A 17,054-nucleotide genomic window follows, 5' to 3' on the forward strand; every position below is an offset into this window, starting at 1 on the left:
TTATACATATTCATGCCTTTATATAATTTTACTACACAAGATAATTAAGCGACTGACTACTTAAAGTTTTCAAACTCGACAATATGACAGTCAACACAAATCGCATGTGACTTTTTGTGCTCCCTGTGACAAGTCATACATTCCAGCGTATCTTCATAATGATGAGAATTATGAGGATCTTTATCAAATCTATTACTCGCCACAGGTATTTCACTCATCCCACCATGACAATTAATACAGGTTTGTGAAGAGGGTCTGCTCTTTTTACCTGCATCAGTGTGGCAAGTATCACAATGCTTACCCTCTCCGAATGCCTGTGCATGATGTGGCTTAATATTAAAAGCTGATTTATTGGTATCAGCATATGCCATGAAATTAACCAGGATTGCTGCTGCCAATACTGCAGAATTAATTAACGACTTCATCATTTTAACCTTACACATTTCGTCTGGCCGCAGAACGACCCGCAATCTGACCGAATACCAAACCATCAACAGAAGAGCAGCCCCCCAGCCTGTCCATACCATGGGTTCCTCCCGCCACCTCTCCGGCGGCAAACAATCCGGATATGGGTTCACAGGTATTGGCGTCTATGACTTCGGCATGTTGGGTGATCGCTACACCGCCCATGCAATAATGCAGTTTGGGAGACAATCTCAATGAATAGAATGGCGGTTTGAGGATGGTTTTTCTGTCCAGGGGTTTGTTGAACGGGTCCGATTTTTCACCCCGAACTATCTGATTCCAGTCTTCAATGGCCTGTTGCAACAATCCCGCATCCACCTGATGCAACTGTGCAAGTTCAGCAACCGTCATGGATTTTCTGACGGCACCATCCCGGTACGCCGCGGCAAAACCTTCGGCGCGTGTCGTGGTTTCCTCACCACAGAAGGTAAACGGATAGTTGGGGTTGGCGGTCGTGCCTTTCTTTAATACCTCCATCTGCGCTTCTGCCCGGGTGCGGCGATCGGCCAGCTCATTCATGAATCGCGCGCCGGTGGTGGGATCAATGGCAATGCCTTCGGCAAATGCATAGTCGGCGAAGAAGCTGGCGGGACCAGCCCCTTTTTCATCCGGCGATGCCCAGGGGCCAAGCTGGAACATGTCCAGCATCACCGGCAATGCACCAATCGTCAGCATGGCTTTGATCATCGTGGCTGTGGCGCCCGGTTGAGCGGTACTTTCCAGATCGGCATACACGGGCATGGAGGTACTGACAAATTGTTTGTCTTTGCCCCAGCCACCGGAGGCTACTACCACGCCTTTTGTGGCTTTGATATATTTGGCCGCACGGCCTTTGTTGGCATAAAAGTCATAATCCGCCTGAACTTTTACCCCTTCCACGCAATCGCCATTTCTGATCACGTCAACCACATTGCAGCGGTTGCGAAACTGAATGCCGCGACTGCGCAAATACTTGTGCATCGGGACGACAATCCCGCCTCCTGAAGCGTTTTCCGGCATATGAGCCCGGGGAACGCTGTGACCGCCCAGACGAATCACTTTGTCTTTGAATTTAACCCCACATTCAATCAGCATGTCGTATGCCGTGCAGGCCTGACTGGCCAGCGTCTGACACAGCAGCGGGTGATTAAATCCGCGACCGGCTTTCACCATATCCCTGACCATCAGCTCAGCCGAGTCTTCAATACCGAACTTTTTCTGCAGTGGCGTCAGCGGCATGCACATCAAACCACCACAAATGGCTGAGTTACCGCCGAACATCTCCATCCGCTCCAGTATCAGGATATTTCTCAAACCTTCGTGATATGCGCCATAGGCAGCAGCCAGTGCGGCGAAGCCACTGCCGACAATCACCAGATCAAATTGCTCATCCCAGTTCACACCAGGACTCTCAGCCCGGGCGTTAAAGGGCACCGCCAATACCGAGGCCGCAGAGGCAATGGACACCCCGGTTGCCAGCTTTAAAAAATTTCTTCTTGCTGTCATTTTTATTTCCAATAAAAACCACTGAATTATTTCCATGCTGCCGAATACTGGCATTGCATGGCTTCAAGGTATTATTTATTGAGTCATATAAACGTGATCCTCTGCCGCCATTATCAGCCATAAAAAATCGTTATACCCGCAGCTCAAATATTGATGACTGTGACCTGCCTCAAAGCCACCTCATAAATGGTGTCCACGACACAAGTTCCCACCACCAAAATTGACATATGAATTTATTAAAAATAGCCTGCCAAAGTGTATACCCGTACAGTTGCTTACCTATGTTCAACTCTCTCACCATCCACGCCTTCTATTATTCGGCGAAATTTTCTTCATTTTCCAAGGCCGCCGAAATACTGGATACTTCACAGCCAAATATCAGCAGTAAAATGATTGGACTCGAAAGATCTCTGGGTACCAAATTGTTTGTCAGGAAACAAGGACGGGTTGATTTATCACCTGAAGGTGAAAAACTGTATCTGGCCGCTGAGAAAATAGTGAATGGTCACCGTGAATTTGACAGCATAGTTCAGCACTTTATGTCTGATGATCCAATTATTATTGTGACTCAACCACGGCTTTATAAAAAATATCTGGCGGACTATATCACCAGGGAATTTGTCAGCGGAAATCGGGTACATATCCGTACCGGTGAGTTATCCAGTATCAAAAACTGGATGGAGAAAGAGGAAGCCGACATAGTCGTCACAGAAGGGTTATTTGATGACTATCCGTTGTATCGCAAATATCAGGAAATTGAATGCCTTAACTTTATCTGGGCGAAAAGCACCCAACTGCCGCCCAGCAAACCTATGCCGGTTATCGCCCATTCAAAGGTCTGGGACCACTGGCATGATTTAACCAGTGTATTGCAGCACAACGATGACTATCAGGTCACACTGGTGCTCGATACGCCGGACTTTGTCCAGTGTCTGGTTGAAAAAGGCATAGGTATCGCCCTGTTGCCCGAAACCACTGTGTTGGCCAATCCGCTGCTGGAACCCTGTCCGGGTCCGACCCAAGGTAATGTCGCGGGCCCCATCAGCATCTATATCAAAAAAGGCAGTCATCAGCGCAAGGTTGACCCGGTTCTCAGGCTGTTCAGTTAAATTGCTGCTCAGCAACAGTGCAGTTGGGTTGGCCGTCTGCGGATTAAAGTGGCACACGATGCCAGATATCAGCAACAGAAACGCGATAGCAGTCGAGAAAACCGGTGCACGCCCAATTTGAATGTTCTGCGCGATAAACCATTAAAAAAGCGGCCATACCGGCCGCTTTTGCTACAGGCGTCGGATCACGCCTTTATCATCATTTCCCGCAGTTGACCGATCTGATCCCGAAGTGCTGCGGCCTCTTCAAATTCCAGGTTGCGGGCATGTTCGTGCATTTGCTTTTCCAGCCGATCAATTTCATGACTGAGATCAGCCGCATCCCGCACCAGATAAGCCCCCCGCGACTCGGCAACCCGCGCCACTTTGGGCTCAGCCGCGCGGCGGGCGCTGCGACGATCGCTGTCCCCGACATCCATGACATCGGTGATCTTCTTGACTACGCCCCGTGGCGTGATGCCATTGGCGAGGTTAAACGCATGCTGCCTAGCGCGGCGACGCTCGGTTTCCCCCATGGCTCGGGCCATGGAGTCAGTGATCCTGTCAGCATACAGAATGACCTTGCCATTGACGTTACGGGCGGCACGTCCGATAGTCTGGATCAGTGAACGCTCGGAACGCAGGAAACCTTCCTTATCGGCGTCCAGTACACACACCAAAGACACTTCCGGCATGTCCAAACCTTCCCGCAGCAAGTTAATGCCAACCAGTACATCAAACACCCCCAAGCGCAGATCGCGGATGATCTCAACCCGCTCCACTGTGTCGATGTCCGAGTGCAGATAGCGCACTCTCACACCGTGCTCATCGAGATATTCGGTCAGATCTTCTGCCATGCGCTTAGTCAGGGTCGTCACCAACACCCGCTCATTGACCGCTGTCCGCTTACCGACCTCTGACAACAAATCATCTACCTGTGTACCAACCGGCCGCACTTCAATTTCAGGATCCAGCAAGCCGGTGGGACGGACCACCTGCTCAGCAATTTCACCATCACTTTTATCCAGTTCATAGGCCCCGGGCGTCGCCGACACAAAGATAGTCTGTGGTATCAGCGCCTCAAACTCTTCAAACTTCAGCGGCCGGTTATCCAGTGCCGAAGGCAAACGGAAGCCATACTCCACCAGCGTTTCCTTACGGGAGCGGTCACCTTTGTACATGGCACCAATCTGCGGCACTGTGTTGTGAGACTCATCGATGATCAGCAGCCCGTCAGCCGGCAGGTAATCCAGCAGCGTTGGCGGCCCCTCACCTTCAGCACGTCCTGACAGGTATCTGGAGTAGTTTTCGATGCCCGAGCAATAACCAAGCTCGGTCATCATTTCGATGTCATACTGCACCCGTTCGGTGATCCTTTGCTCCTCTATCAGCTTGTTGTTGGCCAATAGCTGTTGTTTTCTGAGCTTCAATTCCTCTTTTATGTATTCAGTGGCTTCAAGGATTTTTTCTCTGGGAGTGACATAGTGAGTCTTGGGATAGACAGTCGTGCGCGCCAGTTTGCGTGTTACCTGTCCGGTCAGGGGATCAAATTCACTCAGGCGCTCAATTTCATCGTCGAATAATTCCACCCGAATGGCGTCCCTGTCAGAGTCTGCCGGGAAAATATCGATCACTTCCCCACGCACCCTGAAAGTACCGCGCTGCAGATCCATATCATTGCGGGTGTATTGCAATTCACTCAGACGCTTGAGTATGTCCCGTTGTCCCATGAAATCACCCTGGCGCAGATGCAGCAGCATCTTCATGTAAGAATCGGGATCGCCCAGGCCATAAATGGCGGATACCGAAGCAACCAGCACCACATCTTTGCGCTCCAGCAACGCCTTGGTCGCGGACAGACGCATCTGCTCGATATGGGCGTTTACCGACGCGTCTTTCTCAATGAAGGTGTTGGATGCCGGTACATACGCTTCCGGCTGGTAATAGTCATAGTAAGAGACAAAGTACTCTACGGCATTGTGGGGAAAGAACTCTTTCATTTCCCCATACAGCTGGGCCGCCAGGGTTTTATTGGGGGCCATGATAATAGTGGGTCTGCCCAGGGTGGCGATGACATTGGCAACCGTAAAGGTTTTGCCTGAGCCTGTAACCCCCAGCAGCGTTTGCCTGGCCAGCCCGGACTCTATGCCTTCCACCAACTGTTTGATGGCGGCGGGCTGATCCCCGGCAGGGGTATAATTTGATTGCAAATCAAAGACGGTATTGGACACGGACACTATTCCTTTTGGTTAGAGGGCTAGTGTACCCAAGGGCGGGTTCCCGCTCCAGTCATACAACTGCCTGTCTGCCCGTATAAAAGGCGGAGTCGGACGATGTTGAAAGTTTTCGACAGATGTAACCCGGCGCGAAAGTGTGACAAATTGCTCCGGACCCAAGCTGTGACGGCAATTTAATGCACAACTCAGATATGCACCTGAAACCTTCGGGCAACACTTACTCAAAATCCATCCTATTGTCGACTTGCTTTTTATATCTGTATGAAAAATATTCAGTTTTAATTATTCACCAAAACTCGCCCATTTTAACTGAAATGCGCGTCCACTCTGGGCTACAGGGCATTACGATCAGCAAACTCACAGGCTTATCCACAGAAACAGTGGATAACTGAATACAAGCCTTGAGAATCGGGGGATTCGGGCCTGTGGATTTATGCCCCTGTTTACCGGCTGGAAATGAAACTTTATTACATTTGGAAGCGACGGTAACTGATTTCCAATAGAATCAGTCACTCGCCCAAACTACGACCAAGGATATAACTCAACATCCACTACGGCCTGCCAGGCATCATTCTGCGCCGATTCAGATACCCTTCAATGCATGAATAATTGGCAAAAGGGCGCATTTATTCAACAAGTTGCCTGTATTCACGCCAGTCATGCACATTAGATGAGCACTTGATGCATTAAAACGGTTTTTTTTGGATTCCCGAGTTGACTCATATGACTGAGCGATTTACTATGCGCTCCGTTCTCAGCGAGACGCTGTTGAAAACGTTTCCCCCGTAGTTCAGTCGGTAGAACGGCGGACTGTTAATCCGTATGTCACTGGTTCAAGTCCAGTCGGGGGAGCCAATTCAACATAAGTGATTCCCCTGTAGTTCAGTCGGTAGAACGGCGGACTGTTAATCCGTATGTCACTGGTTCAAGTCCAGTCAGGGGAGCCAAGCTGAGTAACACGTTTGTAAGTAATTGAAATTCCCCCGTAGTTCAGTCGGTAGAACGGCGGACTGTTAATCCGTATGTCACTGGTTCAAGTCCAGTCGGGGGAGCCAATTTCAGATACAAGTACGATTCCCCTGTAGTTCAGTCGGTAGAACGGCGGACTGTTAATCCGTATGTCACTGGTTCAAGTCCAGTCAGGGGAGCCACCTACTCCGTATCGCAATGTTGATGTATTCCCCTGTAGTTCAGTCGGTAGAACGGCGGACTGTTAATCCGTATGTCACTGGTTCAAGTCCAGTCAGGGGAGCCAACATCACCAATCTATTCCCCCGTAGTTCAGTCGGTAGAACGGCGGACTGTTAATCCGTATGTCACTGGTTCAAGTCCAGTCGGGGGAGCCACTTACCTGCAAACACCTCTTTGTTGACCGATTCCCCTGTAGTTCAGTCGGTAGAACGGCGGACTGTTAATCCGTATGTCACTGGTTCAAGTCCAGTCAGGGGAGCCAACAACAAACAACCTCTCGATTCCCCCGTAGTTCAGTCGGTAGAACGGCGGACTGTTAATCCGTATGTCACTGGTTCAAGTCCAGTCGGGGGAGCCAATTTCTGACTTGTCATCCCCAAATTATCGCCAATCAAACAGCCATCACTCCTTCTCAGGCTCGTATTCACAAAATTTTCTTAGCCAGATCCATCTGTTAAGGTTACAATTTGCACTATTGTGATAACAGTGCAGACAGATATCCGGTGTAAACTGGCCGTGGCCGGACTCGGTTCATCACATCAGGGAACCTCAGGGTGACCAACAGGGACGTGTAATACTTAGCCTCTGACACTCAATGACTGAATGTTGGGCAGTGAAATGGATGTCTACAACCGGCAATACTCAGCAATAATCCTTCCGCGCCGGCCAAAATACCCTGAAACTGACAGAATTCGAGTCATACTTTCAGTAAGCGAATGGTATGAATTAACCACCGCTTGAGTGCTCAGCTCTATAGACAAGGACGATGGTGGAAAGGTTATGGGAATCAGAATCCCCTTTCATCTTATACTTCTGGCAACCTTTGCCGGGTTACTGGCATTTCAGTATCAGGATACCCGCCGGGATTATGAACAATTGGTAGCCGCGCAGGCACAACTGTTCCACGAAACCCTGCAGCAACATAGCTCGCAGGCATCCGGTGAAGCCTTATACAAGGCGCTCAGTCAGCAGATTTCACTGCAGTTTTTCCAATACATCGACAATGAAGACAGCCGGGCAAACTTTACTTTTGGCGCACTGAGCAGCACTCAGTCACCTTTGCTTGATAGTTTGTTCCCCCTGGAAAACCGCTTCCGCCAACCGGTGCCTCCCGCCAATTTACAGGTGGCACTCAATAGACCCGCTCAAACCAGCGATTTGATGGACGGGCTGACGCGGACCGCTATCCTGTATCTTGGTGCTTATTTGCTGTTGGCCATCACATTTACCCTACTGATGGGAACGCTGAAACAGCGGATTCGTTATGCCGCCAGATACATTGCCGATCTGCCGAAACTTGAATACAACAACTTTGCTGCGTCAAAACTCAGCGGCCTGCTGTCACCGCTGTCCGAAGCACTGGATTCATGCCGCCGTGAACTGAAGAAAACCATGGAAGCGTCGGCGGCAGAGCACGATCAATTGCAGCGAGTCGCCTTTCATGATTATCTGACCGGATTTGGCACTCCGCAGAAATTCTCTGCCAAGCTCAACAGCATCGCCAAGGATGACAAACCCAGACTGGGGATTATTGCGCAGGTTAAAGCTACTGAGCTTGCCGCCATTAATCAGGATAAGGGGCGAACAGCCGGTGATGATTATTTGCTTGATATTGCAAACACTATCCGCACCGTATTGCAGAATGTCGCGGAGGCAGAAAGCTTCCGGATAAGCTCGGGCGACTTTGCCATTTACATTCCGGATCTGTCGATAAACCAGGCCGAAGCCGTACTTGGCAAACTCAAAGTGGGTTTCAACGACATTCAGGTCAAATATCAAACCGACAGTATTGCCTATACAGGCGCAGTCCCTTGTCAGACAGGTGCAGAACCGTCGGTGGTGCTCGGCATGCTGGACACCGCCATCACCATTGCCCTAACTCAGTCTCCCAACACTGTGTTTATCATGGAAAAAGCACCGGACGATGCGAAAGCCGGCGAGCATCAGTGGCAAACCATCATCAACGCCATTATCGACAGTCGTTCTATCGGCTTTCATCAGCAGCCCATTCAGTCCTGCCGAAGCGGCACCGAAGGATATACTGAGCTGCTGGCACGCTTTTACAATCACGCCGGTAATGTACTGCCCACTCAAACCGTGCTGGCCATGGCCAAACGTTATGAAATGAGTGTTCAGGTTGATAAGGCCATCATGACCTCGGTGTTGCAGATCCTCGAGCAGAATCCCACCCTGTCAGGCCACTATGGCATCAACATCAGTGGCAGCAGTATTGCCGATCCACAGTTTTTATCCTGGATGAAGAACGCCCTGATAAACCGCCGCGCACTGGCTGCCAGGTTGGTCTTTGAAGTGGCCGAATCCAGCATGCAGACCAATTTGCTGGCGGCTGCCAGATTTGTAAAACTGGCGCACGCACTGGGCGCAAAAGTGTCAGTCGAGCAATTTGGTCACGGTTTTACCTCATTTAAGTTTTTCCGTGAAGTATTGCCCGACTATATCAAGCTGGATGGCAGTTACAGCCAGCGTATCGATGAAGATGGCAACAACCGATTTTATGTCAGAACTCTGGTGGATATTTCCCGCCGGGCCGGTATTCAGGTGGTCGCTACCGCAGTTGAACGACAGGAAGAAAAAATCGAACTGGAAAAGCTGCTGGTTGACGGATTGCAGGGGTTTTATATCGCCCGTCCCCAGGAATTACCCGGAAGCCGCAAGGCCATGTAATCGACAACCTCAAGGGCAGTATCAATGACCCTTTTGCGCCGAACAGTGCCACTCCCGGTGCCTGTGTGAAATAACGGCGGCCTGTGCAAATTTGTAGCAAGGGCCAGAAACCCTGCATTTACCGTGTTGTTTATACCCCCCAAAAGGCAGATAATATTGTCAAGCCCCGACTAAACATATGATGAGATGAGCGAATATCTACTCTTGTTGATCAGTACTGTACTGGTCAACAATTTCGTTTTGGTCAAATTCCTTGGCCTTTGCCCCTTTATGGGGGTATCCAGCAAACTGGAGTCCGCGATTGGTATGTCGATGGCCACCACGTTTGTGCTGACCCTGGCATCCATTCTCAGCTACCTGGTCAATGTGTTTCTGCTGGCTCCATTCGAGCTGGACTACCTCAGGACCATGGCATTTATTCTGGTAATTGCCGTCGTGGTGCAATTTACTGAGATGCTGGTACAAAAGACCAGCGCCACCCTGCACCGGGCACTGGGCATCTACCTGCCGCTGATCACCACCAACTGCGCCGTGCTGGGTGTGGCGCTGCTGAATATCAACGAGCACCACGACTTTATGCAATCCGCCATTTATGGTTTCGGCGCAGCGGTCGGCTTTTCTCTGGTATTGATCCTGTTTTCCGCCATGCGTGAACGTCTGGCTGCAGCTGACGTGCCCGCGCCTTTCAAAGGTGGCGCTATCGCCATGATCACCGCTGGCCTGATGTCGCTGGCCTTCATGGGCTTTACAGGACTGGTAAAATAACAATGACCACCATCATTACAGCTGTCGTGCTGCTGACACTGCTGGCACTGATCTTCGGTGTCATTCTGGGATTTGCCGCGCAGAAATTCAAAGTCGAAGGTAACCCCATCGTTGATCAACTGGAGGCAACCCTGCCCCAGACCCAATGTGGCCAGTGCGGTTATCCCGGATGTCGTCCCTATGCCGAAGCCATTGCCAACGGCGAAAAAATCAATCGCTGCCCTCCAGGTGGTACGGCCACCATGGAAAAACTGGCTGAGCTGATGGGCGTCGACCCTGAGCCGGTTGCCGCTGCCGAGGAAGAGCCGGTTAAAAAGGTCGCCTATATCCGTGAAGCCGAGTGCATTGGTTGCACCAAGTGTATTCAGGCCTGCCCGGTGGATGCCATTATCGGTACCGGCAAGATGATGCATACCGTGATTGCCGCCGACTGTACCGGCTGCGATCTGTGTGTTGAACCCTGCCCGGTTGATTGTATTGATATGCTGCCCGTTAAAACCGATCTCAGAAACTGGGATTGGAAACTCAAGGGCGTTGAGACTATTGCGGTTAAGTTTGTGGAAGAGGAAAAGTCGTGCTGACTAATTTGGAACAACTGGACAATGGCGTAGTTTGGCGCATTCCCGGCGGCATCCATCCACCCCAGCAGAAAACTCTGTCCAATCAAACTGCTATCGAATCATTGCCGCTGGATGAATACTATTATCTGCCTGTTCCTCAGGTCGGCGAGCAGGCGACTCTCGCCGTTAAGGTCGGGCAGGCTGTGCTTAAAGGTCAACCGCTGACTCATGGTGTGACCCTGCAACATCTGCCGGTGCACGCCCCCACGTCGGGCACTGTCACGGCCATCGAACCCAGACCCAGCAATCACCCCTCAGGTTTGCCTGTGCTGACCTGCGTTATCCACGCAGATGGCCTGGATAGCTGGACGCCGCTGCAACCTGCACGCCTGGATGAACTCAGCGATGAGCAGATCATCGCCAGAGTGCACAGCGCCGGCGTTGCCGGTATGGGCGGGGCAGCGTTTCCCAGCCATATCAAACTGTCACCGGCCAGTGATATTGAACTGGTGATCATTAATGGCGTGGAATGTGAACCCTACATTACCTCTGATGATCGGCTGATGCGTGAACATGCCGCCGAGGTGATTTCAGGCATGCAGATCATCTATCGGCTGCTCAGTCCGCAGCGAATGATCATCGCTATCGAAGACAATAAACCTGAAGCTATAGAAGCCATGTCGCAGGCGCTGCAACAGGTACAGGACGCAGAAACCCTGCCAAAGGGCGTGGCCAGAGTCACAGTGGTGCCCACCAAATACCCTTCCGGCGGCGAGAAGCAACTCATTCAGTTGCTGACCGGCAAAGAAGTGCCATCCGGCGCGATCCCGGCGCAATTGGGCATACTGGTGCACAATGTCGGCACAGCCATGGCCATCAGTGACGCCGTACTCAAGGGACAACCTTTGATTGAACGTATCGTCACAGTCACAGGTAACAGCGTTGCAAAGCGGGGCAATTACCGGGTGCCTGTTGGTACCCGGGTGGATCATATTCTCAATGCTTGCAGCTTTACCCCGGCGCCGGATCAGAAGGTGATTATCGGTGGCCCCATGATGGGCTATACCCTGCCCCAGCTGCAGGTGCCCATTCTCAAAGGCACCAACTGTGTCCTGGTGCCGGATGCCGCAGAAATGGCGATGACGGTGCAGGAACGAGCCTGCATTCGTTGCAGCGAATGCGCCAACGCCTGCCCTGCCAGTCTGTTGCCACAACAGTTGTACTGGCACGCCAAATCCACTGACTATGACAGAGCCGCCGACTACAACCTGCGCGACTGCATTGAGTGCGGGTGCTGCAGCTATGTATGTCCCAGCGACATTCCGTTGGTGGAATACTTCCGTGTTGCCAAATCGGCGCTGCGTAATGCGGCTGAGGAGAAACTCAAATCTGAACGTGCCAAGCTGAAATTTGAAGCCAAACAGGCCCGTCTGGAAGAGGAAAAACGTCAGCGTGAGGCCAAGGCCAAAGAAGCGGCCGAGCGCCGTCAGGCCAGCATGAGTGGCAATGATAAGGATGCCATTGCCCAGGCCATGGCGCGCATTCAGGCCAAAAAGGCCGCTGACAACGCCGCGGCCCAGGTGGCCAGCAACCCGGCAGAAAAGCAAGCGCCGGTCGATCGCAAGGCCCAGGTGGCTGACGCCGTTGCCCGGGCCAAAGCCAGAAAGGCCGCACAGGCTAACGGCGACAGTTTATCGCAGCCGACGTCTCACACTGAGCCACAGGAATTATCGCAAAAAGATAAAGTTGCCGCTGCCATCGCCCGCGCCAAGGCGAAAAAAGCCGCTGCCGCCGGCAATGCTGGCTCAACAGAGACCGATGCGCCAGCATCAGCCTCGCCAGTCCAACACTCAGCCAGCTGTCAACAGGACAAGGTCGCCGCGGCGATTGCCCGAGCCAAAGCCAAAAAGGCTGCCCTCAAGGCAGAGCAGCAGGAAGACTCAGAGTCTGAGATGAATCACGCTATACAGGCAGCTGGCACAGAGCCTGCGACGGCGCAGCAAGACCCGGCAGAGGACAAGAAAGCCAGGGTTGCCGCGGCGATTGCCAAGGCCAAAGCCAAAAAGGCTGCCGATAGTGCTGCAAACAGTGTAAGTACGGACAACCAGAGCACAGAGGTCAAACAAGATGCCGAGCCCATGTCACCAGCTCAGGACGCAAAAAGCTCACTGAGCGAGGATGACGTCAGGAAAGCCCGGGTTGCTGCCGCCATTGCCAAAGCAAAAGCCAAAAAAGCTGCCCAGGCACAGGACAAGGCTGCTTTGACCACTGACATTAATACAACTGAGGCTGCACCTGAATCTGAGCCCACGCCGGAATCTAAGCTCAAGCCCAAATCAGAGCATGGTTGTGAGTCAGCACCAGTTGACGCTGATGAAGCCCAAAAAGCCCGGGTTGCTGCCGCCATTGCCAAAGCAAAAGCCAAAAAGGCGGCGCAAAATCAATTCTCTGACTCAGCATCAGGTACTGGTCCAAAAGTGGAACCTGAAGGTGAGGCAAAGGTTGATGATGCTGCGGTGATTACAACTGCGGTTGCCGACGCAGCGTCTGATGACTCAGTGCCACAGGTAAGTGCCGACGAAGCTAAAAAGGCTCGGGTTGCCGCCGCCATTGCCAAGGCAAAAGCCAAAAAGGCCGCCCGTGATGCAGAAGATAAGGAATAACAGATGGCGTTTAAAATAACCTCATCACCCCATGTGAATAAAAACACCCACACAGCAACTGTAATGCAGCGGGTGATCTTGTGTGCCCTGCCGGGACTGGCCGTGCAGTGCGTATTTTTCGGTTGGGGCAGCCTTATTCAGGTGCTGCTGGCAATAAGCGTTGCCCTGATAGCAGAAGCTGCTGTCATGAAGCTGCGCAAGCGCAGTGTCAGCTACGCCATCAGCGATTACAGTGCCGTATTGACGGCCCTGTTACTGGGGATTGCCATCCCGCCACTGGCGCCCTGGTGGCTCATCATCATAGGTACCCTGTTTGCCATCGTAGTGGTTAAGCAGCTGTATGGTGGTCTGGGTAACAACCTGTTCAATCCTGCCATGGCAGCCTACGTATTACTGCTTATCGCCTATCCGGTACAGATGACTTCCTGGATCGCCCCGGCAACGGTGGCCCAGCACAGTCCGGATTTGCTCAGCAGCCTGATGCAGATTTTCCTGCCCCACTCAGGTGATATCAGCACCTTCAGACTGGGCATAGACGGCATTACCATGGCCACGCCGCTGGATACCATGAAGACCAATTTGTCTTTGGGCATGACCACATCGGAAATTCTCGCCAAGCCTTCGTTTGAATCCGGTGTCGGCGTCGGCTGGTTCTGGGTCAACCTGGCCTATCTGGCCGGTGGCCTGATCATGTTGAAACTGGGACTTATTCGCTGGCAGATCAGCACAGGTGTGCTGGCAGCCTTGTTTGTCTGCTCCGGCATCGGCTTTATGATGAACCCGGATACTCACGGCTCCCCACTGTTCCACCTGTTCTCCGGCGCGACCATGCTGGCGGCGTTCTTTATTGCCACCGATCCTGTAACGGCAGCGACCAGCAATCGTGGACGGCTGATTTTCGGCGTCCTGATTGGCGTGCTTATCTATGTGATCCGCCAATACGGCGGCTACCCGGATGCCGTGGCCTTTGCCGTGTTGCTGGCCAACCTGTGTGCGCCTTTTATCGATTATTACGTGCGTCCCCGTACTTATGGTCATCGCGCCGGTAACTGATTTTCAGGAGAGATAAGTGAAAAAATCCATGTTGAAAAACGGGTTGCTGCTGGCACTGTTCGCACTCCTGTGTACTGCGCTGGTCGCTGTGGTGAACGACCTCACCAAAGATCAAATCCGCGCTCAGGAGCAAAAACAATTGCTGCTGGTACTGGAGCAGATCATCCCCAATCAGCTGCACGACAATATGCTGACAGAAAACTGCACCCTACTGAATGACCCGGATGCACTGGGCACTAACGAAGACATGCCGGCGTTTATCGCTACCCGTAACGGCAAGCCTGTGGCGGTCGCCATCGAAACCATCGCCCCAGACGGCTACTCAGGTGCCATCAAACTGATTGTCGGCATCAGCGCCGAAGGCAAGGTACTGGGTGTCCGTACCCTAAATCATCAGGAAACCCCGGGACTGGGCGATAAAATTGAACTGAAAAAATCCCGCTGGGTGGAAGAGTTCAATGGCAAAAGCATCAACAATGCCAACGAGAAAAGCTGGGGCGTGAAAAAGGACGGTGGCGACTTTGATCAGTTTACCGGCGCGACCATTACCCCCCGCGCTTATGTCAAAGCCGTGCGCAAAGCCCTGCTGTACTTCAATGCCAATAAACAGCAGATTTTCAGTCAGCCGCTGACCTGTGGAGTCACCCATGAGTAATTATCGTGAAATCGCCTGGCAGGGACTGTGGAAAAACAACCCCGGACTGGTACAACTGCTGGGGCTGTGCCCTTTGCTGGCGGTCACGGCCACTGTCACCAATGCCCTGGGACTGGGCGTGGCCACCATGCTGGTGCTGATTTTTTCCAACATTCTGGTGTCTTTAGTGCGCGACTATGTGCCCAAAGAGATCCGTATTCCGGTATTTGTGATGATCATTGCCGCCCTGGTGACCACAGTGCAGCTGCTCATCAACGCCTACGCCTACGGTCTGTATCTGTCACTGGGGATCTTCCTGCCGCTGATTGTCACCAACTGCGTGATCATTGGCCGCGCCGAAGCCTTTGCCTCCCGCAATACCCCACTGAAATCCGCCTTTGACGGTTTGATGATGGGTATGGGTTTTACCGCCGTATTGGTGGTGCTGGGAGCCATCCGCGAAATTCTCAGTCAGGGCACCCTGTTTGCCGGCGCAGACCAACTGCTTGGCAGTTGGGCCGCCGATATGACGATTCAGGTCTGGCATGTTGATACCTCTTTCCTTTTGGCCATGTTGCCCCCCGGCGCCTTTTTGGCCATGGGTTTTTTGATTGCCGCCAAAAATGTCATCGACAGTAAATTGCAGCAAAAACAGCCTGAAGCCGAACAACCGGAAGTTACCCGTGCCCGAATCACCAAGGTAAACTGATGAACGCAGAAAAACGACGCCAGATCCTCGAGCGCCTGCGGGCCAACAATCCCCATCCGCAGACTGAACTGAATTTCTCGACGCCGTTCGAGTTGTTGGTGGCTGTCACCCTGTCGGCACAGGCCACAGACGTGAGTGTCAACAAAGCCACCGACAAACTCTTTCCTGTCGCCAATACGCCGCAGGCTATCTGGGATTTGGGCGTTGAAGGTTTGAAGGACTATATCAAAACCATAGGCCTGTATAACGCCAAAGCAGAAAACGTCCACAAGCTGTGCCGGATTTTACTGGATAAGCATCACGGCGAAGTTCCGGAAAATCGCGAAGCGCTGGAAGCCTTGCCAGGCGTGGGTCGCAAGACCGCTAATGTGGTACTCAATACCGCGTTCGGCTGGCCTACCATAGCAGTGGATACCCATATCTTCCGGGTTTCCAACCGCACCAAATTCGCCACTGGCAAAGACGTGGTCGCTGTAGAGCAAAAGCTGGAAAAAGTGGTGCCCAAAGAGTTCAAAGTGGATGTGCATCACTGGCTTATTCTGCACGGGCGCTACACCTGTATTGCCCGCAAGCCTCGCTGCGGCAGTTGCCTGATTGAAGATCTGTGTGAATTCAAAGACAAGGTCTATCCCGAAGAGTAATACCAGGACATAAAAAAACCGCTCAGCTGAGCGGTTTTTCTTTGCTTTTTATTTACTTTCTGTTTGGTAGCTGCAGTCAATTGACTCAGAACATAGACACCAGAAAGGCAGCAAACATCATTGCAATTACGCCCACGGTTCCCAGTGCCATTTTCAATTCAGTTGTCATGGTAAATCTTGCTCCCTGTATTATTGCGTGTTCATTATTACCAGCAGCAAAATCAAATCCCATATTCATCATCAGGTTTTGTGACTCAGTTCAGAAATTAGTTTTCTGATACCACCGAGCAGACTCAGCTTGCTGAACACAAAGGAAAAAAGCATAAATCATGCGGCAAAAATCATATACCAGAAGCCCATCCCGGACGCCCCTTTGGTATACTCGGGCGACTAACAACAAGGAGTAAATTCCCTATGTCACAATTACTGCATACCATGCTGCGAGTCGGCAATCTGGAGCGCAGCATCGCGTTTTATACCAAGGTATTGGGCATGAAACTGCTGCGCCAGTCTGAAAATCCTGAGTACCAGTACACCCTGGCATTCGTTGGCTACGGTGAAGAGTCTTCCGGGCAAGCGGTCATTGAATTGACCTACAACTGGGGCACAGAAAAGTATGATCTGGGCAATGGCTTTGGCCATATCGCCATTGGCGCCGAGGATATCTATGCCCGCTGTGATGCCATTCGCGCTGCAGGCGGCAAAATTACCCGGGAGCCAGGTCCGGTAGCCGGTGGGTCAACCGAAATTGCCTTCGTTGAAGATCCGGATGGCTACAAAATTGAGCTGATCCAAATGAGCAGTGCCCAGAAAGGTCTGGGGTAAGTTCATCCTGGCTGCCAGCCAGCTCTGGCAGCCCGGTACTGGCAAACGTCAGC

Annotated in this window: 14 protein-coding genes and 8 tRNA genes; 18 read left to right on the top strand and 4 right to left on the bottom strand. The window is 52.0% G+C overall.

The window, feature by feature from the left end; genetic code table 11:
• Nucleotides 1-56: 56 nt before the first annotated feature.
• Both ACRRUX_RS03290 and ACRRUX_RS03295 read right to left on the bottom strand, forming a co-directional pair.
• Nucleotides 57-428: a cytochrome c3 family protein gene (locus tag ACRRUX_RS03290; protein ID WP_432527138.1), complete on the bottom strand. Its 372-nt coding sequence runs from the start codon at nt 426-428 to the stop codon at nt 57-59.
• Nucleotides 429-435: 7 nt separating this feature from the next.
• On the bottom strand, nt 436-1,950 hold the full coding sequence (locus ACRRUX_RS03295; RefSeq protein ID WP_432527140.1) for a flavocytochrome c: 1,515 nt from the start codon (nt 1,948-1,950) through the stop codon (nt 436-438).
• 281 nt (nt 1,951-2,231) lie between these two features.
• Here ACRRUX_RS03295 and ACRRUX_RS03300 point away from each other — a divergent pair, with 281 nt between their 5' ends.
• Complete coding sequence (locus ACRRUX_RS03300) at nt 2,232-3,059, top strand: LysR family transcriptional regulator (RefSeq protein WP_432527142.1); 828 nt, start codon at nt 2,232-2,234, stop codon at nt 3,057-3,059.
• A gap of 185 nt (nt 3,060-3,244) precedes the next feature.
• Here the strand turns inward: ACRRUX_RS03300 and uvrB are convergent, their stop codons facing one another.
• Nucleotides 3,245-5,269, bottom strand: coding sequence for an excinuclease ABC subunit UvrB (gene uvrB / locus ACRRUX_RS03305; protein WP_432527144.1), 2,025 nt, complete (start codon nt 5,267-5,269; stop codon nt 3,245-3,247).
• Between the two features lie 785 nt (nt 5,270-6,054).
• Here uvrB and ACRRUX_RS03310 point away from each other — a divergent pair.
• The 16 genes from ACRRUX_RS03310 (at nt 6,055) to nth (ending at nt 16,176) form a co-directional block, all read left to right on the top strand.
• Nucleotides 6,055-6,130 (top strand) — tRNA-Asn (locus tag ACRRUX_RS03310).
• A gap of 16 nt (nt 6,131-6,146) precedes the next feature.
• Nucleotides 6,147-6,222, top strand: a tRNA-Asn gene (locus ACRRUX_RS03315).
• 32 nt (nt 6,223-6,254) lie between these two features.
• A tRNA-Asn gene (locus ACRRUX_RS03320) sits at nt 6,255-6,330 on the top strand.
• A 20-nt stretch (nt 6,331-6,350) separates the two neighbouring features.
• A tRNA-Asn gene (locus tag ACRRUX_RS03325) sits at nt 6,351-6,426 on the top strand.
• A gap of 28 nt (nt 6,427-6,454) precedes the next feature.
• Nucleotides 6,455-6,530: transfer RNA gene (locus ACRRUX_RS03330), tRNA-Asn, on the top strand.
• A 15-nt stretch (nt 6,531-6,545) separates the two neighbouring features.
• Nucleotides 6,546-6,621, top strand: a tRNA-Asn gene (locus ACRRUX_RS03335).
• 31 nt (nt 6,622-6,652) lie between these two features.
• Nucleotides 6,653-6,728: transfer RNA gene (locus ACRRUX_RS03340), tRNA-Asn, on the top strand.
• 20 nt (nt 6,729-6,748) lie between these two features.
• A tRNA-Asn gene (locus ACRRUX_RS03345) sits at nt 6,749-6,824 on the top strand.
• A gap of 422 nt (nt 6,825-7,246) precedes the next feature.
• Nucleotides 7,247-9,151 (top strand): EAL domain-containing protein, encoded by a 1,905-nt coding sequence (locus ACRRUX_RS03350; protein ID WP_432527146.1) that lies wholly within the window; start codon nt 7,247-7,249, stop codon nt 9,149-9,151.
• 186 nt (nt 9,152-9,337) lie between these two features.
• Nucleotides 9,338-9,916, top strand: a complete 579-nt coding sequence (rsxA, locus tag ACRRUX_RS03355; protein ID WP_432527148.1) for an electron transport complex subunit RsxA — start codon at nt 9,338-9,340, stop codon at nt 9,914-9,916.
• A gap of 2 nt (nt 9,917-9,918) precedes the next feature.
• Nucleotides 9,919-10,497, top strand: coding sequence for an electron transport complex subunit RsxB (rsxB, locus tag ACRRUX_RS03360; RefSeq protein ID WP_432527150.1), 579 nt, complete (start codon nt 9,919-9,921; stop codon nt 10,495-10,497).
• Nucleotides 10,491-13,139: an electron transport complex subunit RsxC gene (gene rsxC, locus ACRRUX_RS03365; RefSeq protein ID WP_432527152.1), complete on the top strand. Its 2,649-nt coding sequence runs from the start codon at nt 10,491-10,493 to the stop codon at nt 13,137-13,139. Before rsxB ends, rsxC begins: the two co-directional genes overlap by 7 nt.
• A gap of 3 nt (nt 13,140-13,142) precedes the next feature.
• On the top strand, nt 13,143-14,192 hold the full coding sequence (gene rsxD / locus ACRRUX_RS03370) for an electron transport complex subunit RsxD (RefSeq protein ID WP_432527154.1): 1,050 nt from the start codon (nt 13,143-13,145) through the stop codon (nt 14,190-14,192).
• A gap of 16 nt (nt 14,193-14,208) precedes the next feature.
• Nucleotides 14,209-14,847, top strand: a complete 639-nt coding sequence (gene rsxG / locus ACRRUX_RS03375) for an electron transport complex subunit RsxG (RefSeq protein WP_432527156.1) — start codon at nt 14,209-14,211, stop codon at nt 14,845-14,847.
• Nucleotides 14,840-15,535 (top strand): electron transport complex subunit E, encoded by a 696-nt coding sequence (locus tag ACRRUX_RS03380; RefSeq protein ID WP_432527158.1) that lies wholly within the window; start codon nt 14,840-14,842, stop codon nt 15,533-15,535. The genes rsxG and ACRRUX_RS03380 overlap by 8 nt, the downstream gene beginning before the upstream one ends.
• Nucleotides 15,535-16,176 (top strand): endonuclease III, encoded by a 642-nt coding sequence (gene nth, locus ACRRUX_RS03385; RefSeq protein ID WP_432527160.1) that lies wholly within the window; start codon nt 15,535-15,537, stop codon nt 16,174-16,176. The genes ACRRUX_RS03380 and nth overlap by 1 nt, the downstream gene beginning before the upstream one ends.
• Nucleotides 16,177-16,261: 85 nt before the next feature.
• Here nth and ACRRUX_RS03390 read toward each other — a convergent pair whose 3' ends face one another.
• Nucleotides 16,262-16,417 carry a hypothetical protein gene (locus ACRRUX_RS03390; RefSeq protein ID WP_432527162.1) on the bottom strand — a complete coding sequence of 52 codons (156 nt, stop codon included), beginning with the start codon at nt 16,415-16,417 and terminating at the stop codon, nt 16,262-16,264.
• 173 nt (nt 16,418-16,590) lie between these two features.
• On the opposite strand from ACRRUX_RS03390, the gene gloA reads away from it, so the two are divergent.
• Nucleotides 16,591-17,001, top strand: coding sequence for a lactoylglutathione lyase (gene gloA, locus ACRRUX_RS03395; protein WP_432527164.1), 411 nt, complete (start codon nt 16,591-16,593; stop codon nt 16,999-17,001).
• Nucleotides 17,002-17,054 lie beyond the last annotated feature (53 nt).

Source organism: Shewanella sp. GXUN23E (assembly GCF_050865035.1).
Lineage (GTDB): Bacteria > Pseudomonadota > Gammaproteobacteria > Enterobacterales > Shewanellaceae > Shewanella.

Bases quoted from the DNA above. Each gene is read 5' to 3' on its own strand.
- gloA (WP_432527164.1), top strand. From the start codon at position 16,591: ATGTCACAATTACTGCATACCATGCTGCGAGTCGGCAATCTGGAGCGC.
- rsxA (WP_432527148.1), top strand. From the start codon at position 9,338: ATGAGCGAATATCTACTCTTGTTGATCAGTACTGTACTGGTCAACAAT.
- rsxD (WP_432527154.1), top strand. From the start codon at position 13,143: ATGGCGTTTAAAATAACCTCATCACCCCATGTGAATAAAAACACCCAC.
- ACRRUX_RS03295 (WP_432527140.1), bottom strand. From the start codon at position 1,950: ATGACAGCAAGAAGAAATTTTTTAAAGCTGGCAACCGGGGTGTCCATT.
- ACRRUX_RS03380 (WP_432527158.1), top strand. From the start codon at position 14,840: ATGAGTAATTATCGTGAAATCGCCTGGCAGGGACTGTGGAAAAACAAC.
- ACRRUX_RS03300 (WP_432527142.1), top strand. From the start codon at position 2,232: ATGTTCAACTCTCTCACCATCCACGCCTTCTATTATTCGGCGAAATTT.
- rsxB (WP_432527150.1), top strand. From the start codon at position 9,919: ATGACCACCATCATTACAGCTGTCGTGCTGCTGACACTGCTGGCACTG.
- ACRRUX_RS03290 (WP_432527138.1), bottom strand. From the start codon at position 428: ATGATGAAGTCGTTAATTAATTCTGCAGTATTGGCAGCAGCAATCCTG.
- nth (WP_432527160.1), top strand. From the start codon at position 15,535: ATGAACGCAGAAAAACGACGCCAGATCCTCGAGCGCCTGCGGGCCAAC.
- ACRRUX_RS03350 (WP_432527146.1), top strand. From the start codon at position 7,247: ATGGGAATCAGAATCCCCTTTCATCTTATACTTCTGGCAACCTTTGCC.
- ACRRUX_RS03390 (WP_432527162.1), bottom strand. From the start codon at position 16,417: ATGATGAATATGGGATTTGATTTTGCTGCTGGTAATAATGAACACGCA.